The organism is Pseudomonas sp. S2_E01 (genome assembly GCF_054668365.1).
In genome coordinates, this window is the sequence record NZ_CP162762.1 from 4,206,240 (window position 1) to 4,230,607 (window position 24,368).

The window sequence follows — 24,368 nt, forward strand, 5'->3', positions numbered from 1 at the left end:
CTGTTCAGTGGCCGGGATCAGATCAGCTTTGCCAACAGCCAGATGGCTACAAAGGTGATCAGGGCTGACGCCGCGCCGAGGGCGAATGGAATCATGGCTGCGCGAATGGGGCGTGGCTGCGGGCTACGCAACTCTGCTGCAAGTGCTGCGATTTCCTGGCGCAAGTCCTCGACCTCGTGGCTACGACTTGCGCGTTCGGACATCCCCACTCCTCCTCAAATTCAGTCTTCTATCGCTGTCCCGCCACTATGTCCCGCCTCACGGCACCCCGACTAGCGGGTGACTCCAGTTAATTTTGTAGGCAAACTCCGGGCGTTGCGTAAGGCGGTACGCAAACTGTGTTTTTAGGCACTTTGCCGCCTTGTTGTCTCTTTCTTTGACGGGATACGCTCCGGACGTCGCTGCAAATACAGCGACTGGGCTTGGAAACCCGAGAGTCACGCAACATCGCCCCTTCGCAAGCGTTGGCGTTGTTTTACGCCTGCGAACCTGTGTTATGGCGGTTGCGCGTGGGACGCCCTAGTGGCGTGCCGGACTCCTTGACTCCCGGTTTCCAACCTGCGCGTAGCTGCCACCCCTTCGCTTGGAACGAATGTGGCAGTTCCTCACGTCAAGGAGCGAGACATGAAAACTATAAATTGCGGCAAGGCCAGCTTTTTCCCCGAACACACCTCAATGCTCAACCTCAACGGATGTCCAATCCAAGGAGGTGCCCAATGAGCGAGCCATCCCAACTGACCACCATCGGCCTCACACCCTTCTGCTACACCAACAATGAAGCACTCTTCCGAGTGAACCGCGGCGTCCCGGTGGGTGACGCTTTGTCCCAAGCCTCGGACCTGCTCTTCCTGGCCAAGTTGCTGGCAATCGATGCGGCCTACACCAAAGAAAGCGACCGCCACACCTGGGCTGCGCATTACCTGACGGCCATGGGCAAGGCCGTTATCGATGATGTGCACAAGGTGCTAACCCGATGGCCACCGATGAAGACCGACGGTGAGGCCGTTAAAGGGTGACAGCCCTGGCCAACCGCCAAAAACAAAAAAGCCCCGTAACTTTTCAGCTACGGGGCTTTTTCTATGTAATGGCGGAGAGATAGGGATTCGAACCCTAGGTACCCGCGAAGGTACAACGGATTTCGAATCCGTCCCATTCGGCCACTCTGGCATCTCTCCAACGGCGCGCATCATAACAACACTTTCGTCGGAAGCGAACCCCCCAAGCGAAATTTTTCCGTGCTATCAGATGCTTGCGTCGATTAAAGCGGTACGCCCAGACGGTTGGCGACTTCTTCGTAGGCTTCGATAACGTCACCGAGGCCCTGGCGGAAGCGGTCCTTGTCCATCTTCTTCTTGGTGTCCTTGTCCCACAGGCGGCAGCCGTCCGGGCTGAATTCGTCGCCCAGGACAATGGAACCCTCGCTGAACACGCCGAACTCAAGCTTGAAGTCGACCAGCAGCAGGCCGGCGTCGTCGAACAGTTTGCTCAGGATTTCGTTGACCTTGAGCGACAGTTCCTTCATGCGCGCCAGTTGCTCGGCGGTGCCCCAGCCGAACGCCACGACATGGGATTCGTTGATGAACGGGTCGCCCTTGGCGTCGTCCTTCAAAAACAGCTCGAAGGTGTAAGGGTTGAGCTTCATGCCCTCTTCGACGCCCAGGCGCTTGACCAGGCTGCCGGCGGCGTAGTTACGCACGACGCACTCGACCGGGATCATGTCCAGCTTCTTGACCAGGCACTCGTTGTCGCCCAGCAGCTTGTCGAACTGGGTCGGCACGCCGGCAGCTTCGAGCTTTTGCATGATGAAGGCGTTGAACTTGTTGTTCACCATGCCCTTGCGGTCGAGCTGTTCGATGCGCTTGCCGTCGAACGCCGAGGTGTCGTTGCGAAACAGCAGGATCAGACGGTCAGCGTCGTCGGTCTTGTAAACCGATTTGGCTTTGCCGCGGTAGAGTTCTTCACGTTTTTCCATGATGGGCTCCGCTTGCTAAGTAGGTGGGCTAGGCGATGTGTCGCCAGTCGAGCCCTGAATCTTGATCGGCCAGTTGCAGCCAGTCGGGGTCGCACCCGAGGGTGTCGACAAAACATTGCCGGGCCAGCTGCGGCAGGTTGTTCTTGCTGCTCAGATGGGCCAGGACCAGGTGTTGCAGGCCTTGCCAGCCCAACTCGGCCACCAGGAATGCCGCCTGGTGGTTGTTCAAATGTCCCAGTTCGCCGCCCACCCGCTGCTTGAGAAAGTAGGGGTAGTGACCGCGAGCCAGCATGTCCCGGCAATGGTTGGCCTCGATCATCAACGCATCGAGGTCGCTATAGCCGTCCAGCACCTTGTTGCAGTAGGAGCCCAGGTCGGTCAGCAGGCCGAAGCGGCGCTCACCATCGCTGAACACATATTGCGTCGGTTCCTGTGCATCGTGAGCCACGGCAATGACATCGACGTTCAGGTGACCGATCTGCAGTTGCTCGCCACCTGCCAGCAAGCCCGCAGGCTCAATGGGTTTGCGCATCCCGCGCAAGGTCCCGCGACTGAGGTAGACAGGCAGATTGTAGCGCCGAGACAGCAAACCCACGCCATGCACGTGGTCGGCATGCTCGTGGGTCACGAGTATCGCGCTCAGTTGCGCCGGATTTACACCCAGGCGCAACAGGCGTTTTTCGGTTTCCCGCAGGGAGAAACCACAATCGACCAGCACATAGGTTTCAGCGCTGGCTATCAGCGTGCCGTTCCCTTGGCTACCGCTGCCGAGAACGGCAAAACGCATGTGATCAGCCCAAGTTGTCCTGAATCACGCTCAACACTTTGCGCGCCACGTCAGCCGGCGCCACGGTGTTGATGTTTTTCTCGACGGTGACTTCGACGTTTTCGCCGACCTTGCTCAGGCGAACCTGATAACGCTCGGCACGGGCTTCGATCTCTTCCTTGCTTGGACCACTGCCAAACAGACTGCTGAAGAAACCAGGCTTGTCGTCTTTCTTCTCGGCCTTTTCGGACAAGTTGATGTAGTACAGGCCCAGGCTGCGGTTGATGTCTTCAACGCGCCATTCGCCTTGCTCCAGTGCACGACCCACGCTCGACCAGGCACGATCCAGGTCGTTGCCGACGTTCAGGACAGGGTTGCCGCTACCGTCTTCGGTCAGGCTGACACGGCTTGGTGCGTCAAAATCACGGGAAGCCAGCATGGACACCGAACCGCCCTTCTCGGAGATACGGCTCATGCTCGCCAACATGTCGTCGACCAAGGCTGCGTCCAGGCCGGTGTTGACCGAACGGTTGGTGAATTCCACATCAGCGGTGCTGCCGGCGGGACGTTCGGCGCTCACCACATAGATTTCGCTGGTGTTGCGCTGCACGCCCGGCTCGATGCGCACCCGCACGCGGGTTTCGCTGTCAGCAGCGACACCGGCGGCGCTCAAGCGTTTGCCGATAGCCGCGGACAGCTCATCGGAACGCTGCCAGGTGGTGGTGAATTCACCGGTTTGCGGACGCTGTTCATCCAGGCGGAAACCGTTGTCCTGAAAGAACTGAACAGCCACTGGCCAGGCTTCGGCCGGTGGGTTCTGAGCCACGATCCAGCGAGAGTCGCCGGTTTTCTGCAGCGAGTAGGCACTGGCATCAGCCGCGGCGGACAGCGGCTGCGGACGAGGGACGATGTACTCGCCCTTGGCGGTGTCGTCGGCCACGTTGCGCGGGATCGGCAACAGCGGATCCAGGCGCTTGGCGGTCGTCACGTCCGGTGGCAATTGCATAGGTGCAGTCTGTTGCGCTTCCAGGTAGTCGCTACCACGGTCGCGGAAATAACCTTCCGGGCCCCAGATCCATCCACAGCCACTGGTGCTGGAGATAATCAAGGCAAGTGCGGAAAGTCCGGCCAATCGCTTCATGCGTAATGCTTCCTCAATTAAACCAGGACGCCGGACTGGCGCATGGCCTGCCGCAGCGGTTCGTGACAGGCCGCGCTGAGCCAGGTGAGCGGCAGACGGATACCGTCCGGCATCAGGCCCATCTCATGCAGCGCCCATTTCACGGGGATAGGGTTGGATTCGATAAACAGGGTTTTATTGAGCGGCATCAGCTTTTCATGGATCGCCCGGGCAGTCACGGCATCGCCTTTCAGTGCCGCGTTGCACAGGTCCGCCATGTCGCGTGGGGCGACGTTCGCGGTGACCGAGATGTTGCCCTTGCCGCCCAGCAGGATCAGTTCCACCGCCGTGGCATCGTCACCCGACAGCACGATGAAATCTTTGCTGACGCCGTCGATGATTGCTTTGGCGCGGTCCAGGTCGCCGGTGGCTTCCTTGATACCGATGATGTTTTTCACGGTCGACAGGCGGATGACCGTCTCGGCCTGCATGTCGCACGCGGTACGGCCAGGCACGTTATAGAGGATCTGCGGGATGTCGACGGCTTCGGCAATGGCCTTGAAGTGCTGGTACAGGCCTTCCTGGGTCGGCTTGTTGTAGTACGGTGTTACGAGCAGGCAGGCATCGGCGCCAGCGGTCTTGGCGTTGGTGGTCAGTTCGATGGCTTCGCGGGTCGAGTTGGCGCCAGTGCCGGCAATGACCGGAATGCGCCCTGCCACCTGCTTGACCACGTAGCGGATCACTTCGATGTGTTCGTTGACGTCGAGCGTCGCCGATTCACCTGTGGTGCCGACCGCCACGATGGCGTGGGTGCCGTTTTGCAGGTGAAAGTCCACCAGTTTGCTCAGGCTGTCCCAGTCGAGACGACCCTGTGCATCCATTGGTGTGACCAGTGCCACCATACTGCCCGCAATCATGCAACCGCTCCTGCCGGAAAAAGAGAGCCGTAATGGTACTGGCGCCAAGATGCTTGCACAAGCGAAGTACTGCGCTGCCGCCATTCCCCTTGGCGCCGCTTTTCGCTACCCTTCAGACTTTGATCGTTACTGACAAGCTCGCACGCCGGGTTCCAGCCTCCATTTTCGGCATTTCCAGCCCCGATCCAGCGTTGCCAGCCCCCGCTCCCGCCATACCGGAGCACGTTGCAACCCTGGGGCTCGGTTTTTCCGAGTTTGCATATACAGGCTCGCCCCGGTCAAAAAAGCCTTTGGAAGTCCCGACCGCTCATCGTTTTAGGAACGCTGCATGTCCACCCCCACAGTTCGCGAACAATTCCTTGTCATCAGTGCCCTCGGCGCCAACCCCATGGAGCTGACGAACGTCCTGTGCCGCGCCAGCCATGAAAACCGCTGCGCCGTGGTCACCTCGCGTCTCACCCGCCACGGCGAATGCAGTGCGCTGGTCCTTGAAGTTTCCGGTAGCTGGGACGCCCTGGCACGCCTGGAAGGCCTGCTTCCTGTGCTGTCCAAACGGCACGCCTTCACCGTCAACGTGGTGCGCAGTGCCGCCCTGGAAAACCGTCCCCAGGCCCTGCCTTACGTCGCCTACGTCAGCTCGGCCTATCGGCCGGACATCATCAACGAGCTGTGCCAGTTCTTCATGGACCACAACGTCGAGCTGGAAAACCTGACCTGCGACACGTACCAGGCGCCACAGACTGGCGGTACCATGCTCAACGCCACTTTTACCGTGACGCTGCCGGCCGGCGTGCAAATCAGCTGGTTGCGCGACCAGTTCCTGGATTTCGCCGATGCGCTGAACCTGGATGCCCTGATCGAACCATGGCGCCCACAGAACCCAATGTAAGGAAGCTTTTATGGCCGTAGCCATCGACCAACCGGTTGCCGACTTCGAAGCACCTGCCACCGGCGGGCAGACCATCAACCTGGCCAGCCTCAAGGGCAAGCAGGTGGTGATCTATTTCTACCCCAAGGACAGCACACCAGGCTGCACGACCGAGGGCCAGGGCTTTCGCGACCAGCTCGAGGCCTTTAAAGCCGCCAACACCGAAGTGTTCGGCGTGTCCCGCGACAGCCTCAAATCCCACGAGAACTTCAAGGCCAAGCAGGGCTTCACCTTCGAACTGATCAGTGACAAGGAAGAGGCGCTGTGCCAGCTGTTTGATGTGATCAAACTGAAAAAGCTGTATGGCAAGGAATACCTGGGCGTGGATCGCAGCACCTTTTTGATCGACAAGAACGGTGTGTTGCGCCAGGAATGGCGTGGCGTGAAGGTGCCGGGGCATGTGGATGCTGTTTTGGCGGCGGCGCAGGCTTTGAACAAAGCCTGATTTAGCGGCGTCCTGCGGACACCGCTATCGCGAGCAAGCTCGCTCCTACAGTTGATCGCATTCCCCTGTAGGAGCGAGCTTGCTCGCGATGAGGCCAGCAGCCTCACCGCAGAATCAAAGCAACGGCGCCACCGCCGGCTCCTTCCTCGGCCAGGCATCCAGCACAGCCTTGAACAAGGTCGCCAGGGGAATCGCAAAGAACACCCCCCAGAACCCCCAAAGCCCGCCAAACAACAACACCGCGCAGATGATCGCCACCGGGTGCAGGTTGACCGCTTCGGAAAACAGCAATGGCACGAGCACGTTGCCGTCCAGCGTCTGAATGATCCCGTAGACCGCCATCAGATAGATGAACTGATCGCTCCACCCCCATTGGAACAAGGCGATCAGCAGCACCGGCACGGTCACCACTACGGCGCCCACGTAAGGCACCACGACCGAAATGCCCACCAGCAGCGCCAACAACGCCGCGTAGTTGAGCCCCAACACGACGAAACCAATGTAAGTCACGCCGCCGCAGATGAGGATCTCGATGACCTTGCCGCGAATATAGTTGGCAATCTGGCGATTCATGACATGCGCGACCCGGGTGATCAACGTGCGCTCGCGGGGCAGATAGCCACGGACCCAGTGCCCGATCATTTCCCGATCCTTGAGAAAGAAGAACACCAGGATCGGCACCAGCACCAGGTAGATCATGATGTTGACCAGCAGCGGCAGGCTCGACAGCGAGAACGTCAGCGCCCATTGACCGAACTTGCCGATCTCGCCCCGCGCCACCTCGATGGCCTGCAACACTTGCTCGTCAGACACCAGGTGCGGATATCGCTCAGGCAGCAGTAACAGCAGCGACTGCCATTTGGCGAGCATCCCCGGCAACTCGTTGAACAGCGTGATCAACTGATGCCAAAGCAACGGAACCACCACCACGATGAACACCAGCAGTACGCCCATGAACAGGGCGAATACCAAGCCCACGGCCACGCCACCCGGCACCCGCAGCCGCTCCAGCGCGACCACCAACCCCTGCATCAGATACGCCAGCACCATCCCTGCGAGCACCGGCGCCAGCATGCCGCCTAGGGTAAGCACGGCGGTGAACGCCAGAAACAGCAGGACCGCCAGCACCACCGCCTCTTCATCGGAGAAGTAACGCTGAATCCAGTCGCGCAACACTTTGAACATCAATAATCCTTAACAAGGAACGCAGCGGTTTTCAGGCTTTTTTCAACCAGTAACGGTAAACGCCCGCTTCATCTTCTTCACGCAGCAGGGTGTGACCGGCCAATCGGGCAAAGGTGCGAAAGTCACGCTGTGACCCCGCGTCAGTGGCGATCACCTTGAGCACCGCACCGCTGGCCATGCGGTTGAGCTCCAGCTTGGCCTTGAGCAGCGGCAACGGGCAATTAAGGCCGCTGGCATCCAGTTCGGCATCATGGGCTACAGCATCGGTCATTGCGCTATTCCGGGGACAGTGGTCGAGCGGCTTAGAATATCTGGTCCGAAGCGGCCTGTCCGGCTACAGTAAGGACTTTGTCGACTAAGGCTTTGTGCATGACTTTTTTGCGCCCTACCCTGCTGACGCTCGCTTGCCTGCTCGCCTCACCGGGCTTCGCCGACGACCTGCCGTCACTCGGTGACGCCAGCTCTGCCATTGTCTCGCCACAACAGGAACACCAGTTGGGTCGTGCCTGGCTCGCACTGCTGCGCAGTCAAGTGGCCCAACTCAACGATCCGCAGCTCAAGGATTACGTCGAAACCAGCGTCTACCGCCTGGCGGAAACCAGCCAGCTCAACGACCGGCGCCTGGAGTTCATCCTGATCAACAGTCCGCAACTCAACGCCTTCGCCGCGCCAGGCGGGATTGTCGGCGTCAACGGCGGTCTGTTCCTCAATGCCCAGACTGAAGGCGAATACGCCTCGGTACTCGCCCACGAACTGGCGCACTTGTCACAACGCCACTTCGCTCGGGGCGTCGAAGCCCAGCAACGCATGCAAGTGCCAATGATGGCGGCGCTACTGGCCGGCATCGTGATTGCGGCGGCGGGGGCTGGCGACGCCGGCATCGCCGCCATTGCCGGTACGCAGGCCGCTGCAATCCAGGAACAACGCCGCTTCTCGCGCCAGAATGAGCAGGAGGCCGACCGTATCGGCATCCTCAATCTGGAAAAGGCCGGTTATGACCCCCGCTCGATGCCGACCATGTTCGAGCGTCTGTCGCGTCAGTATCGTTTCGACGCCAAGCCTCCGGAATTCCTGCTGACTCACCCGGTCACCGAATCGCGTATTGCCGACACCCGTAACCGTGCCGAGCAAGCCAAGCCGGGCGGCATCGAAGACAGCATGCGCTATCAGCTGATTCGGGCACGGGTCCAGTTGATCTACGAAGAAACCCCTGGCCTGGGCGCAAAACGCTTCCGCGCCCAGCTGGACGAAAACCCGAAAAACGATGTCGCACGCTACGGCTTGGCCATCGCGCAGATCAAGGGCGGCCAACTCAATGAGGCACGGGAAAATCTCAAGCTGCTGCTGGCCAAGTCGCCGAACGAGATCATCTACAACCTCGCCCAGATCGACCTGGACATCACCAACAATCGCCTGCCGGACGCCCAGAGCCGGGTTGAGCGGATGCTCACCCAGTATCCCGGCAACTACCCGCTGAATCAGACGCGTGTCGATCTGTTGCTCAAGCAGAACCGTGCACCCGACGCCGAGAAGGCGCTGGAAGGCCTGCTGAAGACTCGCCCCGACGATCCGGACATTTGGTACATGGTGGCGGAAACCCGTGGCCTGTCTGGAAACATCATTGGCCTGCATCAGGCTCGCGCCGAGTACTTTGCCCTGGTCGGAGACTACCGCCAGGCCATCCAGCAACTGGACTTCGCCAAACGCAAGGCCGGCACCAACTTCCCGTTGTCGTCGCGCATCGACGCACGCCAACGGGAGCTGATGGAGCAGGAGCGCATGATCAAGGACATGATGGGCTAAACGCCCCCTGTAGGAGCGAGCTTGCTCGCGATGGAATCACAGACACCGAGGGATATCAGATACCCCCCTTTATCGTTCACGACCATCGCGAGCAAGCTCGCTCCTACAGGGACAAAAAAAAACCGCCTCTTTCGAGGCGGTTTTTCGTTCAGCCAACAACCGGTTTATTCAGCCAGTTTGAAGGTGATGAAGCTGGCGCGATTCTGACGCAGGACGCGCATCGACACAGAACGGTTCTTCGGCAGCGCCTTGGCGATGTCGGTGAACTCCTTGGCCGAACCAATCGCCTGATTGTTCAGGTGAGTGATGATGTCGCCTGGTTGCAGGCCGATCAGCGAAGCAGGGCCGTCCTGGACTTCCTTGATCATCACACCGCCTTTGAGGTCGTAGGATTTCTTCTGCTCGTCGGTCAGTTCGGCCACGGACACGCCCAGGCGATTGCTGCTGCGCTCGGCTTTCGATTTGTCCAGAGTGGCTTTCTCTGAGTCTTCATCCGGGATAGCACCCACCGTCAGCTCGACATTCTTGCGCTTGCCTTCGCGGATGACTTCCAGATTGGCCTTGGCACCGGCCTTCAACGCGCCGACCAGATGCGGCAGGTCGGCAGACATGACAATCGGCTGGCCGTTCATGCTCAGAATCACGTCGCCGACCTGCAAGCCACCCTTGGCCGCCGGACCGTCGTCCTGAATCTGTGCAACCAGCGCACCGGCTGGTTTATCGAGACCGAACGACTCGGCCAGATCCTTGTTCACTTCCTGGATCACCACGCCCAACCAGCCACGGCTGACCTTGCCACCGCTTTTCAGCTGGTTGGAAACGTCCATCGCCACGTCGATCGGGATGGCGAACGATACGCCCATGAAGCCACCGGAACGGGTGTAGATCTGCGAGTTGATCCCCACCACTTCGCCCGACAGGTTGAACAGCGGGCCACCGGAGTTACCCGGGTTGATCGGCACGTCTGTCTGGATGAAAGGCACGTAGTTTTCGTTCGGCAGGCTGCGGCCAACCGCACTGACGATACCTTGGGTCACGGTATGGTCAAATCCGAAAGGTGAACCGATGGCGACGACCCACTGACCAGCCTTCAGGTCCTGGGATTTGCCCAGTTTCAGCACTGGCAGATCCTTGCCTTCGATTTTCAGCAAGGCCACGTCGGAACGTGGATCGGTGCCGATCAACTTGGCTTTCATCTCACTGCGGTCGGCGAGACGAACGAGGATTTCGTCAGCATCGGCGATCACATGATTGTTGGTGAGGATGTAACCATCAGACGAGATGATGAAGCCCGAACCCAGCGACTGGGCTTCACGCTGACGACCACCGCGCGGCGAGCGCTGCTGTGGCATGCCGCGTTCGAAGAACTCGCGCAGCATCGGCGGCAGACCTTCAAGGTCCGGCATCTGTTCGCTGACTCGACGATCAGGCAGTTTCTGCGTGGTGCTGATGTTCACGACGGCAGGTGAGGCCTGCTCCACCAGTTGGGTAAAGTCAGGCAGTTCGACAGCTTGGGCTGCCACCGCCTGACCGAGCACCAGCACAGTCGCGAAAATGGAGAGGTAAGATTTCAAGCGTGGTATCGACATACGGCTCCCGGTAAGACGAGCATGGTTAAGCGATATGGATCAAGGAACACCGGGAACGATACGCCGGTGTTCGGGGAACAACAAACAAGGCCAGAGCCGTGAGGCTCTGACCTATAAAAAAAATCAGGGGGATTTGCAAACGGAAATGCTCACCAAACATTTCGCTACCGGCTCAGTACTGGGTCGCGGTGGCGTTGGTGCGCATGGACAGCGCGATCCGTTCTGCGGTACCGATGGGGATCTCACCGACCACCGTGATCATCATGTCGCCATCAGGGGTGGTCAGGCGTCGTGAGACGGCGACAGTCGGGCCGAGCTGGGTACGAGTATCTACCACAGCAGCGCCATTCAAAGGCTCTAGAAACACCGAAAAACGCGCCAGACCATCGTCATACATCAGGCTGCTGACCTGAGTCTTGGTCTCGGGGTCTTTTCGCGATGTGCTGCTGGTGAGTTCAAAGCCTGCGGGCAACCAATCCGAACGCCAGCTTTGCGCGGTCTTGACCGCAGAAGCCTTGTCACTCTCGGCAGCGACGGCTTTGCAATCCGGGCCGGCTTGCAAGTCGTTGTCGGAAGGCACATCGGCGGTGTTCAGTTCGGTGAACTGGAACCGCTCCAGCAACTGCCCCTTGTCGTTGAGCAGCAACGATTTGAGGGGAAGGCCGGTTTCTTTGTCCAGATGCAGCTCAAATCCGTAGCGATGCTGGTCACGCGGTTTGAGGGACACGATCACGGCCGGTCGCCCGGCCACGCGCGATTTGCCAATGACGGCAAGGTCATACCAGTTTTTAAGCTTTTGAGAATCGAGTGTACGAGCGGCGGAATTGGGAGAGTCCCCAAGCCCCGCCATCATCAGACCGCTGACGCATTGAGTATGCCCATCAACACGTACGACTTCCTGGGCAGAGCCGTCGAGCTGGAGGATCCGCTCACGGACTTTGCCATCCTGGACGCGATGCCAGATATCATGGGTAGAAAAACTACCGTTACGCTCGTAAACAAAAGTACCGTGAAAGCTTTGCTGTTGCTCGGCCTTCCCAAGACGGGTCAACCAGTCCTGAGCATCATCGGCGTGGGCTGGAACAATGAACCAGCCACCGAGCAGAAGCGAAAGTAGAGGTATGGCGCGCATGATCCTCCTTAACGGTTTTCCAGGCTTGCGGCACGAGCGTATGGAAGCGCGCTCTCAGTACCTTTCATTGCAGCCTGTTGAGCATGTTGGCGCAAGTAACCAGGCAACCGCTGGTCGTGCCAGCCCGGCTGACCTTGCAACACGCCGTTGGCCATAGGGCCAGGTGCTTCCGAACTTTCAGTATAGCCTGCCAATACAGCTGGACCCTTGACCTGAGGAACGGCCAGCCCCGGCTGAGTGGACTGCTGGGCCAGCTCGACCCCGGCAATTTCGTCCTGGTTGTACAGGCGGACACCGGCCAGAACGGCAACGGTTACCGATGCTGCAACCGCCAGACGACCCAGGCTGCGCCATGGACCACGGGAAGTTTTTGCCGGCACGGCTTCATCAGCCAGCGCAGCGGAAACTGCCGCAGCGATGTCCAGACGTGGAAGCAGCAGATCCTTGTGCATCGCTGCCCGAGCGATTTGATAACGAGCCCAGGTCTCACGGGTTTCAACATCGTCAATGGCATTCAATACCCGACGCAATTCCAATTCGTCCGCTTCGTTATCCATCACTGCGGACAGCGATTCCTGCAGGGCTTCACGACTCATGGCGTTCCTCTCTTGGCTGTCGCCGCTGTCTCTAGTTTTCCTGCAACAACGGCTGCAGGGCTTTGTCGATGGCCTCCCGAGCGCGGAAAATCCGGGAGCGCACGGTACCCACCGGACATTGCATGACGCTCGCAATGTCCTCGTAACTCAGACCATCAAATTCACGTAAAGTTAACGCCGTACGCAAATCTTCTGGCAGTTGCTGAATGGTCCGATGGACGGTGCCTTCGATCTCATCCCGCAGCAAAGCCCGCTCTGGCGACTCGAGATCCTTGAGGCCATGATCGCCATCGTAGAACTCTGCATCCTCGGAACTGACATCGCTATCCGGCGGCCGACGGCCGCGTGAAACCAGATAGTTTTTCGCCGTGTTAATGGCGATGCGGTAAAGCCACGTATAAAACGCGCTGTCCCCGCGAAAATTTCCAAGTGCACGGTATGCCTTGATGAAGGCTTCCTGCGCCACGTCCTGGGCTTCATGGGTGTCGTGCACAAAACGCACGATCAACCCGAGAATTTTGTGCTGGTATTTCAGCACTAGCAGATCGAAAGCCCGCTTGTCGCCGCGCTGAACGCGTTCGACCAGCTGCTGATCCTCTTCCTGGGTTAGCATGAACTCTCCTCGATACGCTCGGAGGAAGCTTGCATGGCTAATCGGCCAGACTTGCAAACATAGACTCGGGCTTTTCGCAAAAGTTCTCCCCTCCAAGCAAGTTTCCTGCGGGCTCTGAACTGGCACGCACGAAAAGCGCAGCTCGGGTGTACCCCGGCCGCGCGAATTATCTTGTCATCGAATTCGACAATGTGGATCCAACCGCAATCCCGCACTGGCGCCGACGCTGTCCCTTGATTCAGGCAACGGACTATTGATCTTGAGCCTTTGGCAAAAGTTCCAATTATTTGTAACAGTGCAACTCGGATATTGTGCAACCCTGGGTGGAAAAATTCTGTTAAATCCACGATACAGTCGCCTGGCCGCCGAATGGAGCGCAAAATCGTCCGACGAACCGTCAGACTGATCCTGTCACTGTAGTTTCACAATGCCATGTATGCCCGGCTATTGTGCCGCTCCCCCCCTCTATATACTAGTGGGCTGTGTGGCTGCCCGACTCGCCCAGGCAAGTCTGGCGCCTACCCGACCCGGGTCGCTTTGAGCGGAATCCTGAAATGAGCCAACAGTTTCAACACGATGTTCTGGTCATTGGCAGCGGCGCTGCCGGTTTGAGCCTTGCGCTGACCTTGCCCGGTCATTTGCGCATTGCCGTATTGAGCAAAGGCGACCTTGCCAATGGTTCGACGTTCTGGGCCCAGGGCGGCGTCGCTGCGGTTCTGGACGACACAGATACCGTCGAATCCCACGTCGATGACACTCTCAATGCCGGCGGCGGACTGTGTCATGAAGACGCTGTGCGTTTTACCGTCGAGCACAGCAAGGAAGCGATTCAATGGCTGATCGACCAGGGCGTACCGTTCACCCGTGATGATCATGCCGGCAACGAGGACGGCGGTTTCGAGTTTCACCTGACCCGTGAAGGCGGCCACAGCCACCGGCGCATCATTCATGCGGCCGACGCGACGGGTGCGGCAATCTTTCGGACCCTGCTCGACAAAGCCCGGCAACGACCCAACATCGAGCTGCTGGAACAGCGGGTCGCTGTCGATTTGATCACGCAGAAGCGCCTGGGCCTGGAAGGCGATCGTTGCCTCGGCGCCTATGTGCTCAATCGCGGCACCGGCGAAGTCGACACGTACGGCGCGCGCTTCGTGATCCTTGCCTCTGGCGGCGCCGCCAAGGTCTATCTCTATACCAGTAACCCGGACGGCGCCTGCGGCGATGGCATCGCCATGGCCTGGCGTTCCGGTTGCCGGGTGGCGAACCTGGAGTTCAACCAGTTTCACCCCACTTGCCTGTATCACCCGCAAGCCAAGAGCTTTCTGGTCACCGAAGCGCTGCGGGGCGAAGGCGCACACCTGAAGCTACCCAATGGCGAGCGTTTCATGCAGCGTTTCGACTCGCGCGCAGAACTGGCCCCACGGGATATCGTCGCCCGGGCGATCGACCATGAGATGAAGCGGCTCGGCATCGATTGTGTCTATCTGGACATCAGCCACAAGCCGGAATCGTTCATCAAGGCCCACTTCCCGACCGTCTACGAGCGATGCCTCGAGTTCTCCATCGACATCACCAAACAGCCGATCCCCGTGGTGCCCGCCGCGCATTACACCTGCGGCGGCGTGATGGTCGACCAACAGGGTCGCACCGACGTGCCGGGTTTGTATGCGATTGGCGAAACCAGTTTCACCGGCCTGCATGGCGCCAACCGCATGGCCAGTAATTCGCTCCTGGAGTGTTTCGTCTATGCGCGATCAGCGGCGTCGGACATTCTCGAGCAATTGCCGCAGATCTCCATGCCCGTCGCCCTGCCCGTGTGGGACGCCAGCCAGGTGACCGACTCGGATGAAGACGTGATCATCGCCCACAACTGGGATGAGCTTCGGCGCTTCATGTGGGACTACGTTGGCATCGTGCGCACCAACAAGCGCCTGCAAAGGGCGCAGCACCGCGTGCAGCTGTTGCTGGACGAAATCGACGAGTTCTACAGTAACTACAAGGTCAGCCGCGATTTGATCGAGCTGCGTAACCTGGCCCAGGTAGCCGAGCTGATGATCCTTTCAGCCATGGAACGCAAGGAAAGCCGCGGTCTGCATTACACCCTCGACTATCCGAACATGCTGCCGGTGGCGCTGGACACTATTCTGGTGCCGCCCACCTACGTCGACTGAAGGTAAGGCGCACTCGCAGGCGTCGGTGCAGATCCGACGCCAGCGAGTCCCGGGGAACGCAAGTCGCCCGCACCCGCCGCTCACCACGCAGACGAAAACGCAGCACCACGATCAATGGCAACGCCAGGCTATCGGGTCGCAGCTGCACCGCCTGCCAGCCCTGCGCCTGGTTCCACAGCTGCCAGCCATCGGCGTCGCGACGCAAGCCGCAGAAGGCTCGAGCATGTGTCAGCAGTATCTGCCTGGGCAAAACCCAGACTCCGTGAACCAGGCAGCACAATGCAGCCGGCAAACTGGCCCAGAGCGGTATGTCGAGAAGGGACAAGGCACCCAGCGCGAACAGCTGGGCCAGTAAATACGCCGCCAGCAACTGCCGTGAGGCATGCCAGCGGCATTCGAAGGTATTACTTGGGCTGGACACGATCCAGGATCATGCGAACCATGCGCTGAAGCTCCGGATCCTCGGATTCACTGCGCTCCATGAACCAGCCGAACATGTCCTGGTCTTCGCATTCGAGCAACCTGACGTAGCAGGCGCGATCCACCTCGTTGAGGTGCGGATAGACCTCCTTCACGAATGGCACCAGCAACACGTCAAGTTCAAGCATGCCGCGACGGCTATGCCAGTAGAGGCGATTGAGTTCAACATCTTCGACCATGGAGCGCTCCTCAAATAGGCGGCAAGTATACAGGCCTGGCCTGCGTCGAACAGTCGGCTTTGGTCGGTCTCCCTCGACCTTTTGTGAACTATCCATTTCATGGGCGCGCCCTTATGATGTCCCTCAGACTTTTCACCCTGCGATGTCCCATGGCCGATTCTGCTTTTTTCTGCACCCTCTCTCACGAAGGCGTTCTCGCGGTCCGCGGCGCCGATGCCGCCAAGTTCCTGCAAGGCCAGTTGACCTGCAACCTCAATTACCTGAGCGACGCCCGGGCCAGTCTCGGCGCCCGTTGCACGCAGAAGGGTCGGATGCAATCGAGCTTCCGCATCCTGCTGCAAGGCGACGGCGTGCTCATGGCCATGGCCAGTGAGTTGCTGGAACCACAGCTGGCGGACCTGAAAAAGTATGCCGTGTTCTCCAAGTCGAAGCTGACCGATGAAAGCGCGGCCTGGGTGCGCTTCGGCCTCGACCAGGGCGATGCCGCCCTGATCGGCCTGGGCGTGGAACTGCCAGCCGAGACCGACAGCGTGGCGCGTAATGGTCAATTGATCGCCATTCGCGTTTCACCGCAACGTGCCGAACTCTGGGTGACCGCCGATCAGGCTGACGCCATCAAGGGTCAGTTGACCGCCCTGCTGGCCGAAGGTGATCTCAACCAATGGCTGCTGGGCCAGATCCGCGCAGGGATCGGCCAGGTCATGGCCGGCACACGCGAACTGTTCATTCCGCAGATGCTCAACCTTCAGGCGGTCGGTGGTGTCAGTTTCAAAAAGGGTTGCTACACCGGCCAGGAAATCGTCGCGCGCATGCAGTACCTGGGCAAACTCAAGCGCCGCTTGTATCGCTTGAGCCTCGCAGCCGATCAGTTACCGGAACCTGGCGTCGCGTTGTATTCTGCGACCCACAGCAGTTCCATTGGCGAAGTCGTGATTGCCGCGAATACCGAGAACAACATTGAACTTCTGGCCGTGCTGCAAGCCGAAGCGGCAGAAAGCGGTGACATCCATCTGGGCGCACTCGATGGGCCAGCCCTGCACTTGCTCGACCTGCCGTACGATTTGGATCGCGATCGCGAAATCCAGCGTTAACGGCAACACTTGTCGCAACACCTAGAGAACAGAAATGAGTGAGCTGGCGGATAAGATCCAACAGGATTTGGTTGAGGCCATCGATAACGATGACCTGGTTCTGCCAACGTTACCGGAAGTGGCCATGCAAATTCGCAAGGCCGCTGAAGATCCGGAAATCAGTGTCAGTAACCTGAGCAAGGTGATCGGCCGTGACGCCGCGCTGTCTGCGCGACTGATCAAGGTGGTCAACAGCCCGCTGCTGCGCGCCACACAAGAAGTCACTGACCTGCACACGGCCATTACTCGCCTGGGCGTCAACTACAGCAGCAACCTGGCGATTGGCCTGGTCATGGAGCAGATTTTTCACGCCAGTTCTGAAGTGGTGGAGAAAAAAATGCGCGACGTCTGGCGCAAAAGCCTGGAGATCGCCGGCGTCAGCTATGCGCTGTGCCGCAGTTACACGCAACTCAAGCCCGATCAAGCCGCACTCGGCGGGCTGGTGCATCAGATTGGCGTATTGCCCATCCTGACCTACGCCGAAGATCACTACGAGCTGCTGTCCGACCCGGTCAGCCTGAACCACGTCATTGACCATATCCACCCGGTGTTGGGCGAAAAGCTGCTGCGGGTCTGGGAGTTTCCAGACATGCTGGTACAGGTCCCGTTGTTGTACCTGGATTTCAAGCGCGAGTCCGGCCACGTCGATTATGTGGACCTGGTGCAGGTCGCCAGCCTGTATTGCTACAAGGACACCGATCACCCAATCGCTCGGATCGATGCGTTCAGCGTGCCGGCGTTCAAAAAGCTGGGGATTGACCCACAAAACAAGGCCATGTGCGACGATCTCGAAGAATCGAGGTCGATGTTCTATTGATCTGCCGCGCCTTTAACCGGCAATAAAACTCACCCGCACCTTCAGCCCCGCCTGCTCGCCATCATGCAGGCTGATCTGCGCCAGGTGCGCCCGGCAAATTTCACCGACAATCGCCAACCCCAACCCCGAACCGGCGACTTGCTGGTTGCGCCGGTAAAAGCGCTCGAACACTCGGTCGCGCTCTTCCAGAGGGATTCCTGGCCCATCGTCCTCGACTTCCAGCACCGCAGGTGCCGAAACCCGCAGGATTACATTGCCGCCCGGTGGCGTGTGGGCCAGGGCGTTGTCCACCAGATTGCTCAGCAGCTCGTTCAACAGTGTCGGCTCACCACGCAGCCAGACCGGTTCATCTGCCTCCAGCGCCAACGCGACGCCACGGGCGTGGGCCAGCGGCGCCATGGCCATGCCGAGTTCGCGGGCCAGTTGGCTCAGGTCCAGCAACTGCGCGCCACCCTCGGCAATCGCTCGGGCACCGTTTTCGACCCGCGCCAACGAAAGTAACTGGTTGGCCAAGTGGGTCAAGCGGTCCGTGCCCTGGGCCGCCGTTTCCAGGGTGGTGCGCCAGGTCTCGGGGTCGTGAGCACGCAGCCCCAGTTCCAACCGCGCCTTGAGCGCCGCCAGTGGCGTGCGCAGTTCATGGGCGGCGTCGGCAATGAACTGCGCCTGGCGTTCAAACTGTCCGCGCAGGCGCTCGGTGAAGTGATTGAGCGCTCGCACCAGCGGCCACAATTCGTGCTGCACTTCCACCAGCGGTAACGGCCGCAGGTCGTCGGGTTGCCGCTCCTCTACCGCCGTGCGCAATCGTTCCAGTGGACGCAACGCAGCACTCACGGCAAACCACACCATCAACAGCGCACCGACCGCGAGCATACCCAAACGCAGCAGGGTATCGGCCGCCAGACTGCGAGCCATGCTGACACGTGCTTCATCGGTTTCAGCCACGCGGATTTCTGCCATGCCGTTCATGTTCGGCTCGCTGACCGGTTTGAGCAGGCTGACCACCCGCACGTTCTGCCCCTGGTAAGTCGCGTTGTAGAAGCGTGCCAGCGCTGGATAATCATCGGTGCGAGGCGTACCCGGCGGCGGTGGCGGCAGATTCTCATAGCCGGAAATCAGCTTCTGATTGATGTCGTTGACCAGATAGAAAATCCGCCCGGCGCTGTCGTAGGCGAAGGTATCGAGGGCCACATAAGGGACATCGGCACTGAGGGTGCCATCGCGCGAGGACACACCGGCGGCGATGGTTCGCGCCGAGGCGAGCAGGGTCCGATCGTACGCAGTATCAGCAGCTTCGCGCCCGTTCCAATAGGCGCTCAAACCACTGGCCAGCATCAACACCACCAGCAACAGCGCGAGGTTCCACAGCAACCGCCAGCGCAGACTGCTGGGCTTATGCATCACGGCTTTCCAGCAGGTAGCCCAGCCCACGGAAGGTCACGATGGCAACCGGCTGGCCGTCGAGTTTCTTGCGCAACCGGTGAACGTAGATTTCGATGGCGTCGGGGCTGGCTTCTTCATCCAGGCCGAACACCTGGGAGGCCAACTGTTCCTTGCTCATCACTCGCCCCGGACGGGCGATCAGCGCTTCGAGCACTGCCTGCTCGCGGGAGGTCAACGTCAGCAGTTCATTGGCGAGGGTGAAACGGCGAGTATCCAGGTCATAAGCGAGCACACCGCAGGTTTGCTGGCGTTCGCCACCGAGCACGCTGCGGCGCAACAGAGCCTTGACCCGGGCCTCAAGCTCGGTCAATTCGAAAGGTTTGGCCAGATAATCGTCGGCGCCGAGGTTAAGGCCATGAACCCGGTCCTTGACGTCGCTGCGGGCCGTCAGCATCAGCACCGGCAGGTTCTTGCCGCGTGCGCGCAAACGCGCCAGCACTTCAAAACCATCCATGCGTGGCAAGCCGACGTCGAGAATCGCCATGGCGTAGTCCTCGCTGCCGAGCGCCAGGTCTGCGGCCACGCCATCATGCAGCACGTCCACGGTCAGTCCCGTGCTCTTGAGCGCCTGAGCGACACTTTCGGCAAGCTGCAAGTGGTCTTCGACGAGTAGAACACGCATGGATTTTTACCTCATTCAGGGATGTTCGACCGCGCGGAGTTTACCGCCGCATCCGTCGCTGTGAAGCCCTAAAAACAGTGAAAGCCTGGTGAAAGCCAATTGAAAGGTTAGCGAAAGGTTCGCTGGTTAGAGTCAAGTTACGGAATGTTTCTGCCAGACCATTCCTATCATCGATTGCTTCTCGCTTTTGAATGCAGCGCCCGAAAAACGCCACGAAGCGTTTTCGCCAATAAGAACAATAACCGAGGTATCGCGCCATGCTGTCAAAACAGCTTCAGGCTTCTACGCCGCCCTCCTTTGTCCGAACCCTATTGTTTGCGCGTGTCAGCACCGATCTCGGCTGCGCCTCGCGAAATCGCCGCACCTGAAACATCCCCAAAAACAACAATTCCCGTGGAGATAACCATGAATCGCTCACTGCGCCGTTTCGCCCTCGCCGCCAGTTGCATGCTGTTTGCCGGCCAATTGATGGCCGAACCCAAACGCCCGGAATGCATTGCCCCGGCTTCGCCCGGCGGCGGCTTCGACCTGACCTGCAAACTGGCGCAGAGCGCGCTGGTCAACGAAAAACTGCTGACCAAACCGATGCGCGTGACGTACATGCCCGGTGGCGTTGGCGCCGTGGCGTACAACGCGGTCGTTGCCCAGCGTCCGGCCGATGCCGGCACACTGGTGGCGTGGTCCAGCGGCTCGTTGCTGAACCTGGCCCAAGGCAAGTTCGGCCGCTTCGATGAAAATGCCGTGCGCTGGCTGGCAGCGGTCGGCACCAGCTACGGTGCCATCGCGGTGAAGAGCGATTCACCCTACAAGACCCTGGACGATCTGGTTCAGGCACTGAAGAAAGATCCTAGCTCCGTTGTCATCGGTTCCGGTGGCACCGTGGGCAGCCAGGACTGGATGCAAACCGCGTTGATCGCCAAGGCTGCCGGGATCAACCCGCGCGACCTGCGTTATGTCGCCCTCGAAGGCGGCGGCGAGATCGCCACCGCATTGCTCGGTGGTCACATCCAGGTAGGCAGTACTGACATCTCCGACTCCATGCCGCACATCCAGAGCGGAGACATGCGCCTGCTGGCCGTGTTCTCCGACAAGCGCCTGGACGAGCCGGAAATGAAAGACATTCCAACCGCCAAGGAGCAAGGCTACGACATCGTCTGGCCAGTGGTTCGCGGTTTCTACCTGGGGCCAAAAGTCAGCGATGAAGACTACGCCTGGTGGAAAGACTCCTTCGACAAACTGCTGGCGTCCGACGAGTTCGCCAAGCTGCGCGATCAGCGTGAACTGTTCCCGTTTGCCATGACTGGCCCGGAACTGGACGCCTACGTGAAGAAGCAGGTCGCGGACTACAAAGTGCTGGCCAAAGAGTTCGGCCTGATTCAGTGATCGCCTCTGTCTAGCGGTTGCGGCCCCGTTCGACGGGGTCGCGGCCCAGGAGCTTGCCATGCTTTTTCAACGTATTTTTGCCTCGGTGCTGCTATTGGTCTGTGTTGGCCTGGCGCTGATGGCATGGCCGTATCAAGCGGCTTTTTCCTATGAACCCGTAGGACCCCGTGCCTTCCCGTTGCTGATGCTCGGCCTGATGAGCCTTGCCTTGGTGTACATGGTGATTCGGCCGACACCGATCGTGCACAGTGAAGACGACCCGCAATTGGACCGTGAAACCCTGAACAAGATCGGCATCTGCGTGGTGCTGCTGCTGATCTTCGCCGGGCTGTTCGAGCCGCTGGGTTTCATTCTCAGCAGCATGTTGATCGGTATCCCGATGGCGCGCCTGTATGGCGGTCGTTGGCTGCCTAGCGTCGTGGTCACCACGCTGATGGCAATCGGTCTCTACCTGCTGTTCGACAAGTTGATGGACGTGCCGCTGCCGCTTGGCCTGCTCGACGTCCTGGAGAACTGATATGGATACTTTTGGCTATTTGGGCCAGGGTTTCGGCGTCGCGCTGAGCCCTTACAACCTGGTGACCGCACTGTGCGGCACCCTGATCGGTACGGTCGTCGGCCTGTTGCCGGGCCTGGGTCCGATCAACGGCGTGGCGTTGCTGATCCCGATCGCCTTCGCACTGGGTCTGCCACCGGAGTCGGCACTGATCCTGCTGGCGGCGGTGTACCTGGGTTGCGAATACGGCGGGCGGATCAGCTCGATCCTGCTGAACATTCCCGGCGAAGCGTCTACCGTGATGACCACCCTCGACGGCTACCCGATGGCTCGCAAAGGCCTGGCCGGTGTGGCGCTGTCGCTGTCGGCGTGGAGTTCGTTCATTGGTGCGTTCATTGCCACCTGCGGCATGGTGCTGTTTGCGCCGCTGCTGGCGAAATGGGCGATTGCCTTCGGACCGGCGGAATATTTCGTACTGATGGTATTCGCCATTGTCTGCCTCGGCGGCATGGCCGGTGATCGACCGCTGAAAACCTTCATTGCGGCGTTGATCGGCCTGTTCCTGTCGACGGTCGGCATCGACGCCAACAGCGGCGTGTACCGCTTCACCGGGGACAACATTCACCTCACCGACGGCATTCAGTTCGTGGTGCTGGTATTGGGCCTGTTCTCCATCAGCGAAATCCTCCTGCTGCTGGAAAAAACCCATCGCGGCCAAGAGGCGGTGAAAGCCACCGGGCGAATGATGTTCAACTTCAAGGAAGCGTCGGCGGTGTTCATCGTGAACCTGCGTTGCGGCCTGTTCGGTTTCATCATGGGCGTACTGCCCGGCGCAGGCGCAACGCTGGCCAGCGCCGTGGCCTACATGACCGAAAAACGCATCGCGGGCGCCAAGGGCACCTTCGGCCAGGGCGACATGCGTGGCCTGGCCGCACCTGAAACCGCCATCGGGGCTTCGGCCTGCGGTGCGCTGGTACCGATGCTGACGCTTGGCGTTCCGGGTTCGGGCACCACTGCTGTGATGATCGGCGCCCTGTCGCTGTACAACATCACGCCCGGCCCGCTGCTGTTCCAACAGCAACCGGACATTGTCTGGGGCCTGATCGCCTCGTTGTTCATCGCCAACATCATGCTGGTGATCCTCAACATCCCGATGATCCGCATCTTCACCCGCATTCTCGCCGTGCCGAACTGGGCCCTGGTGCCGGTGATCGCGATCATTACCGGGATCGGCGTCTACGCCGTCCATGCGACCACGTTCGACCTGTTCCTGATGGTCGGTATCGGTATCTTCGGCTACATCCTGCGCAAGCTGGACTTCCCGCTGTCGCCAGTCCTGCTGGGGTTCATCCTGGGCGGCCTGATGGAGCAGAACCTGCGCCGCGCCCTGTCGATTTCCAACGGTGCGCTGGAAATCCTCTGGTCAAGTCCGATCACCATGGGTGTCTGGGTACTGACCGTGTTGATGCTGTCGCTGCCACTGCTGCGTATCTGGCGTAAGCGTGTGGTCGCTCGTCGCGCGGTAGCCGATGTCTGATCGAACGTCCTTCAACGCCTGGTGGGGTACGCCGCTCGTCGGCGCGCTGGGCGGTTACCTGGCCAGCCTGGTGGGCTGGCCGCTGCCCTGGATGGTCGGCTCGTTACTCGCGATCATCCTGGTGCGGTGCCTCACGCCATGGCAGTTGGCGGAAATCCCCGGCGGTCGCAAGTGCGGCCAGTGGGTGGTCGGGATTGGCATTGGCCTGCACTTCACCCCCGTGGTGATCGAGCAGGTCATGAGCCACTTCGGTCTGATCTTCTTCGGTGCGTTGATCACCAGCCTGTCCGCCGTGGTCGGCGTCTGGCTGATGCGGCGCACCGGTGAAGATCGCGCCACCGCATTCTTTTCCAGCATGCCGGGCGGTTCCGGTGAGATGGTCAACCTCGGCGCACGCAACGGCGCGGTGCTCAGCCGTGTCGCGGCCGGCCAGAGCCTACGGGTGCTGGTGGTCGTGTTGTGCGTACCGGCTGCCTTCAAGTATTTGCTGGGTGACGGCGCACCGGTGCTGCATCCTGCCGCCGTCAACTGGTGGTGGCTGGCCATTCTTTTCCCGGCCGGCGCTTTAGCGGCCTGGCTGTGGGAACGTCTTCGACAGCCCAACCCCTGGTTGTTTGGCCCTCTGCTGGTCAGTGCGGCGGTCAGTATCGGTTGGGATCTGCACATCAGCCTGCCCAACGGCGGCAGCCAGATCGGCCAGTGGTTGATCGGCAGCGGTCTGGGCTGTCACTTCAACCGGGAGTTTTTCCGCCGTGCTCCGTCGTTCATGGGGCGGACGCTGATTGGCACCGTACTGACCATGCTGATCGCCACGGCGGCGGCATTGGGGTTGAGCGCACTGACCCATCTGGATCTGCGCTCACTGACCCTGGGCATGATGCCCGGCGGGATCGCGGAGATGAGCCTGACCGCGGAGACCTTGCAGTTGTCGGTGCCGCTGGTGACGGCGATGCAGGTGATGCGGTTGCTGTTTGTGCTGTTTCTGGCGGAGCCGTTGTTTCGGTATTGGAATCGGGATAGCGCTTCGGACTGAAAACCTGGGTGAAT

Annotated in this window: 26 protein-coding genes and 1 tRNA gene; 11 read left to right on the forward strand and 16 right to left on the reverse strand. The window is 60.0% G+C overall.

Going from position 1 to position 24,368, the window contains the following annotated elements; genetic code table 11:
• Nucleotides 1-17 precede the first annotated feature (17 nt).
• The gene (locus AB4O36_RS19515; RefSeq protein ID WP_460140051.1) at nucleotides 18-203 is read right to left on the reverse strand and encodes a hypothetical protein; all 186 of its coding nucleotides are present in this window, start codon (nucleotides 201-203) and stop codon (nucleotides 18-20) included.
• 513 nt (nucleotides 204-716) lie between these two features.
• Here AB4O36_RS19515 and AB4O36_RS19520 point away from each other — a divergent pair.
• Entirely contained in the window at nucleotides 717-1,016 is a 300-nt protein-coding gene (locus tag AB4O36_RS19520; protein WP_460140052.1) for a DUF3077 domain-containing protein, read from the forward strand.
• 69 nt (nucleotides 1,017-1,085) lie between these two features.
• On the opposite strand, the gene AB4O36_RS19525 is transcribed toward AB4O36_RS19520, so the two are convergent.
• The 5 genes from AB4O36_RS19525 to dapA form a co-directional block, all read right to left on the reverse strand.
• Nucleotides 1,086-1,175: transfer RNA gene (locus AB4O36_RS19525), tRNA-Ser, on the reverse strand.
• Nucleotides 1,176-1,258: 83 nt separating this feature from the next.
• On the reverse strand, nucleotides 1,259-1,972 hold the full coding sequence (gene purC, locus AB4O36_RS19530) for a phosphoribosylaminoimidazolesuccinocarboxamide synthase (protein WP_460140053.1): 714 nt from the start codon (nucleotides 1,970-1,972) through the stop codon (nucleotides 1,259-1,261).
• Nucleotides 1,973-2,000: 28 nt separating this feature from the next.
• Nucleotides 2,001-2,759: an MBL fold metallo-hydrolase gene (locus AB4O36_RS19535; protein WP_460117300.1), complete on the reverse strand. Its 759-nt coding sequence runs from the start codon at nucleotides 2,757-2,759 to the stop codon at nucleotides 2,001-2,003.
• A 4-nt stretch (nucleotides 2,760-2,763) separates the two neighbouring features.
• Entirely contained in the window at nucleotides 2,764-3,879 is a 1,116-nt protein-coding gene (bamC, locus tag AB4O36_RS19540; RefSeq protein WP_460117301.1) for an outer membrane protein assembly factor BamC, read from the reverse strand.
• 17 nt (nucleotides 3,880-3,896) lie between these two features.
• Nucleotides 3,897-4,775 carry a 4-hydroxy-tetrahydrodipicolinate synthase gene (gene dapA, locus AB4O36_RS19545; protein WP_460117302.1) on the reverse strand — a complete coding sequence of 293 codons (879 nt, stop codon included), beginning with the start codon at nucleotides 4,773-4,775 and terminating at the stop codon, nucleotides 3,897-3,899.
• A 328-nt stretch (nucleotides 4,776-5,103) separates the two neighbouring features.
• On the opposite strand from dapA, the gene AB4O36_RS19550 reads away from it, so the two are divergent.
• The gene (locus tag AB4O36_RS19550; RefSeq protein WP_460117303.1) at nucleotides 5,104-5,664 is read left to right on the forward strand and encodes a glycine cleavage system transcriptional repressor; all 561 of its coding nucleotides are present in this window, start codon (nucleotides 5,104-5,106) and stop codon (nucleotides 5,662-5,664) included.
• 10 nt (nucleotides 5,665-5,674) lie between these two features.
• Nucleotides 5,675-6,148, forward strand: coding sequence for a peroxiredoxin (locus tag AB4O36_RS19555; protein ID WP_460117304.1), 474 nt, complete (start codon nucleotides 5,675-5,677; stop codon nucleotides 6,146-6,148).
• A gap of 114 nt (nucleotides 6,149-6,262) precedes the next feature.
• On the opposite strand, the gene AB4O36_RS19560 is transcribed toward AB4O36_RS19555, so the two are convergent.
• Complete coding sequence (locus AB4O36_RS19560) at nucleotides 6,263-7,333, reverse strand: AI-2E family transporter (RefSeq protein ID WP_460117305.1); 1,071 nt, start codon at nucleotides 7,331-7,333, stop codon at nucleotides 6,263-6,265.
• A 31-nt stretch (nucleotides 7,334-7,364) separates the two neighbouring features.
• Nucleotides 7,365-7,604, reverse strand: a complete 240-nt coding sequence (locus tag AB4O36_RS19565) for a sulfurtransferase TusA family protein (RefSeq protein WP_028621876.1) — start codon at nucleotides 7,602-7,604, stop codon at nucleotides 7,365-7,367.
• A gap of 98 nt (nucleotides 7,605-7,702) precedes the next feature.
• Here AB4O36_RS19565 and AB4O36_RS19570 point away from each other — a divergent pair, with 98 nt between their 5' ends.
• On the forward strand, nucleotides 7,703-9,136 hold the full coding sequence (locus AB4O36_RS19570) for a M48 family metalloprotease (RefSeq protein WP_460117306.1): 1,434 nt from the start codon (nucleotides 7,703-7,705) through the stop codon (nucleotides 9,134-9,136).
• A 164-nt stretch (nucleotides 9,137-9,300) separates the two neighbouring features.
• Here AB4O36_RS19570 and AB4O36_RS19575 read toward each other — a convergent pair whose 3' ends face one another.
• The 4 genes from AB4O36_RS19575 to rpoE form a co-directional block, all read right to left on the reverse strand.
• Nucleotides 9,301-10,725 (reverse strand): DegQ family serine endoprotease, encoded by a 1,425-nt coding sequence (locus AB4O36_RS19575; protein ID WP_460117307.1) that lies wholly within the window; start codon nucleotides 10,723-10,725, stop codon nucleotides 9,301-9,303.
• A 172-nt stretch (nucleotides 10,726-10,897) separates the two neighbouring features.
• Entirely contained in the window at nucleotides 10,898-11,857 is a 960-nt protein-coding gene (locus AB4O36_RS19580; RefSeq protein WP_460140054.1) for a MucB/RseB C-terminal domain-containing protein, read from the reverse strand.
• 8 nt (nucleotides 11,858-11,865) lie between these two features.
• The gene (locus AB4O36_RS19585) at nucleotides 11,866-12,453 is read right to left on the reverse strand and encodes a sigma-E factor negative regulatory protein (RefSeq protein ID WP_460117309.1); all 588 of its coding nucleotides are present in this window, start codon (nucleotides 12,451-12,453) and stop codon (nucleotides 11,866-11,868) included.
• Between the two features lie 31 nt (nucleotides 12,454-12,484).
• Nucleotides 12,485-13,066, reverse strand: coding sequence for an RNA polymerase sigma factor RpoE (gene rpoE, locus AB4O36_RS19590; protein ID WP_003172477.1), 582 nt, complete (start codon nucleotides 13,064-13,066; stop codon nucleotides 12,485-12,487).
• Nucleotides 13,067-13,620: 554 nt separating this feature from the next.
• Here rpoE and nadB point away from each other — a divergent pair.
• Nucleotides 13,621-15,237, forward strand: a complete 1,617-nt coding sequence (gene nadB / locus AB4O36_RS19595; RefSeq protein WP_460117310.1) for an L-aspartate oxidase — start codon at nucleotides 13,621-13,623, stop codon at nucleotides 15,235-15,237.
• Here nadB and AB4O36_RS19600 read toward each other — a convergent pair.
• Nucleotides 15,206-15,658, reverse strand: a complete 453-nt coding sequence (locus AB4O36_RS19600) for a protein YgfX (protein ID WP_460140055.1) — start codon at nucleotides 15,656-15,658, stop codon at nucleotides 15,206-15,208. The genes nadB and AB4O36_RS19600 overlap by 32 nt on opposite strands.
• A complete protein-coding gene (locus AB4O36_RS19605; RefSeq protein ID WP_003184348.1) occupies nucleotides 15,642-15,896 on the reverse strand; it encodes an FAD assembly factor SdhE in 255 nt (84 codons plus the stop codon). Before AB4O36_RS19605 ends, AB4O36_RS19600 begins: the two co-directional genes overlap by 17 nt.
• Before the next feature lie 149 nt (nucleotides 15,897-16,045).
• Here AB4O36_RS19605 and ygfZ point away from each other — a divergent pair, with 149 nt between their 5' ends.
• A complete protein-coding gene (gene ygfZ, locus AB4O36_RS19610) occupies nucleotides 16,046-16,987 on the forward strand; it encodes a CAF17-like 4Fe-4S cluster assembly/insertion protein YgfZ (protein WP_460140056.1) in 942 nt (313 codons plus the stop codon).
• Nucleotides 16,988-17,021: 34 nt separating this feature from the next.
• Nucleotides 17,022-17,843, forward strand: a complete 822-nt coding sequence (locus AB4O36_RS19615; RefSeq protein ID WP_460140057.1) for an HDOD domain-containing protein — start codon at nucleotides 17,022-17,024, stop codon at nucleotides 17,841-17,843.
• Between the two features lie 12 nt (nucleotides 17,844-17,855).
• On the opposite strand, the gene AB4O36_RS19620 is transcribed toward AB4O36_RS19615, so the two are convergent.
• Together AB4O36_RS19620 and AB4O36_RS19625 are read right to left on the reverse strand one after the other, a co-directional pair.
• Nucleotides 17,856-19,241: a sensor histidine kinase gene (locus AB4O36_RS19620; RefSeq protein WP_460117314.1), complete on the reverse strand. Its 1,386-nt coding sequence runs from the start codon at nucleotides 19,239-19,241 to the stop codon at nucleotides 17,856-17,858.
• A complete protein-coding gene (locus tag AB4O36_RS19625; protein ID WP_460140058.1) occupies nucleotides 19,234-19,905 on the reverse strand; it encodes a response regulator in 672 nt (223 codons plus the stop codon). Before AB4O36_RS19625 ends, AB4O36_RS19620 begins: the two co-directional genes overlap by 8 nt.
• 405 nt (nucleotides 19,906-20,310) lie before the next feature.
• Between AB4O36_RS19625 and AB4O36_RS19630 the strand changes: the two genes are divergently transcribed.
• The 4 genes from AB4O36_RS19630 to AB4O36_RS19645 are packed head-to-tail and all read left to right on the forward strand — an operon-like array spanning nucleotide 20,311 to nucleotide 24,354.
• A complete protein-coding gene (locus AB4O36_RS19630) occupies nucleotides 20,311-21,288 on the forward strand; it encodes a Bug family tripartite tricarboxylate transporter substrate binding protein (RefSeq protein WP_460117316.1) in 978 nt (325 codons plus the stop codon).
• 58 nt (nucleotides 21,289-21,346) lie between these two features.
• Complete coding sequence (locus tag AB4O36_RS19635) at nucleotides 21,347-21,805, forward strand: tripartite tricarboxylate transporter TctB family protein (RefSeq protein ID WP_460117317.1); 459 nt, start codon at nucleotides 21,347-21,349, stop codon at nucleotides 21,803-21,805.
• 1 nt (nucleotide 21,806) lies between these two features.
• The gene (locus tag AB4O36_RS19640) at nucleotides 21,807-23,321 is read left to right on the forward strand and encodes a tripartite tricarboxylate transporter permease (protein ID WP_460117318.1); all 1,515 of its coding nucleotides are present in this window, start codon (nucleotides 21,807-21,809) and stop codon (nucleotides 23,319-23,321) included.
• Nucleotides 23,314-24,354 (forward strand): AbrB family transcriptional regulator, encoded by a 1,041-nt coding sequence (locus tag AB4O36_RS19645; protein ID WP_460140059.1) that lies wholly within the window; start codon nucleotides 23,314-23,316, stop codon nucleotides 24,352-24,354. The genes AB4O36_RS19640 and AB4O36_RS19645 overlap by 8 nt, the downstream gene beginning before the upstream one ends.
• The last annotated feature ends 14 nt before the right edge of the window (nucleotides 24,355-24,368 follow it).

Coding starts and splice junctions, on each gene's coding strand:
- rpoE (WP_003172477.1), bottom strand. CDS start 13,066: ATGCTAACCCAGGAAGAGGATCAGCAGCTGGTCGAACGCGTTCAGCGC.
- AB4O36_RS19615 (WP_460140057.1), top strand. CDS start 17,022: ATGAGTGAGCTGGCGGATAAGATCCAACAGGATTTGGTTGAGGCCATC.
- AB4O36_RS19585 (WP_460117309.1), bottom strand. CDS start 12,453: ATGAGTCGTGAAGCCCTGCAGGAATCGCTGTCCGCAGTGATGGATAAC.
- AB4O36_RS19520 (WP_460140052.1), top strand. CDS start 717: ATGAGCGAGCCATCCCAACTGACCACCATCGGCCTCACACCCTTCTGC.
- AB4O36_RS19605 (WP_003184348.1), bottom strand. CDS start 15,896: ATGGTCGAAGATGTTGAACTCAATCGCCTCTACTGGCATAGCCGTCGC.
- AB4O36_RS19640 (WP_460117318.1), top strand. CDS start 21,807: ATGGATACTTTTGGCTATTTGGGCCAGGGTTTCGGCGTCGCGCTGAGC.
- AB4O36_RS19555 (WP_460117304.1), top strand. CDS start 5,675: ATGGCCGTAGCCATCGACCAACCGGTTGCCGACTTCGAAGCACCTGCC.
- AB4O36_RS19625 (WP_460140058.1), bottom strand. CDS start 19,905: ATGCGTGTTCTACTCGTCGAAGACCACTTGCAGCTTGCCGAAAGTGTC.
- AB4O36_RS19550 (WP_460117303.1), top strand. CDS start 5,104: ATGTCCACCCCCACAGTTCGCGAACAATTCCTTGTCATCAGTGCCCTC.
- AB4O36_RS19580 (WP_460140054.1), bottom strand. CDS start 11,857: ATGCGCGCCATACCTCTACTTTCGCTTCTGCTCGGTGGCTGGTTCATT.
- AB4O36_RS19645 (WP_460140059.1), top strand. CDS start 23,314: ATGTCTGATCGAACGTCCTTCAACGCCTGGTGGGGTACGCCGCTCGTC.
- nadB (WP_460117310.1), top strand. CDS start 13,621: ATGAGCCAACAGTTTCAACACGATGTTCTGGTCATTGGCAGCGGCGCT.
- AB4O36_RS19535 (WP_460117300.1), bottom strand. CDS start 2,759: ATGCGTTTTGCCGTTCTCGGCAGCGGTAGCCAAGGGAACGGCACGCTG.
- AB4O36_RS19620 (WP_460117314.1), bottom strand. CDS start 19,241: ATGCATAAGCCCAGCAGTCTGCGCTGGCGGTTGCTGTGGAACCTCGCG.
- AB4O36_RS19630 (WP_460117316.1), top strand. CDS start 20,311: ATGAATCGCTCACTGCGCCGTTTCGCCCTCGCCGCCAGTTGCATGCTG.
- AB4O36_RS19575 (WP_460117307.1), bottom strand. CDS start 10,725: ATGTCGATACCACGCTTGAAATCTTACCTCTCCATTTTCGCGACTGTG.
- bamC (WP_460117301.1), bottom strand. CDS start 3,879: ATGAAGCGATTGGCCGGACTTTCCGCACTTGCCTTGATTATCTCCAGC.
- purC (WP_460140053.1), bottom strand. CDS start 1,972: ATGGAAAAACGTGAAGAACTCTACCGCGGCAAAGCCAAATCGGTTTAC.
- AB4O36_RS19515 (WP_460140051.1), bottom strand. CDS start 203: ATGTCCGAACGCGCAAGTCGTAGCCACGAGGTCGAGGACTTGCGCCAG.
- ygfZ (WP_460140056.1), top strand. CDS start 16,046: ATGGCCGATTCTGCTTTTTTCTGCACCCTCTCTCACGAAGGCGTTCTC.
- AB4O36_RS19635 (WP_460117317.1), top strand. CDS start 21,347: ATGCTTTTTCAACGTATTTTTGCCTCGGTGCTGCTATTGGTCTGTGTT.
- AB4O36_RS19565 (WP_028621876.1), bottom strand. CDS start 7,604: ATGACCGATGCTGTAGCCCATGATGCCGAACTGGATGCCAGCGGCCTT.
- AB4O36_RS19560 (WP_460117305.1), bottom strand. CDS start 7,333: ATGTTCAAAGTGTTGCGCGACTGGATTCAGCGTTACTTCTCCGATGAA.
- AB4O36_RS19570 (WP_460117306.1), top strand. CDS start 7,703: ATGACTTTTTTGCGCCCTACCCTGCTGACGCTCGCTTGCCTGCTCGCC.
- dapA (WP_460117302.1), bottom strand. CDS start 4,775: ATGATTGCGGGCAGTATGGTGGCACTGGTCACACCAATGGATGCACAG.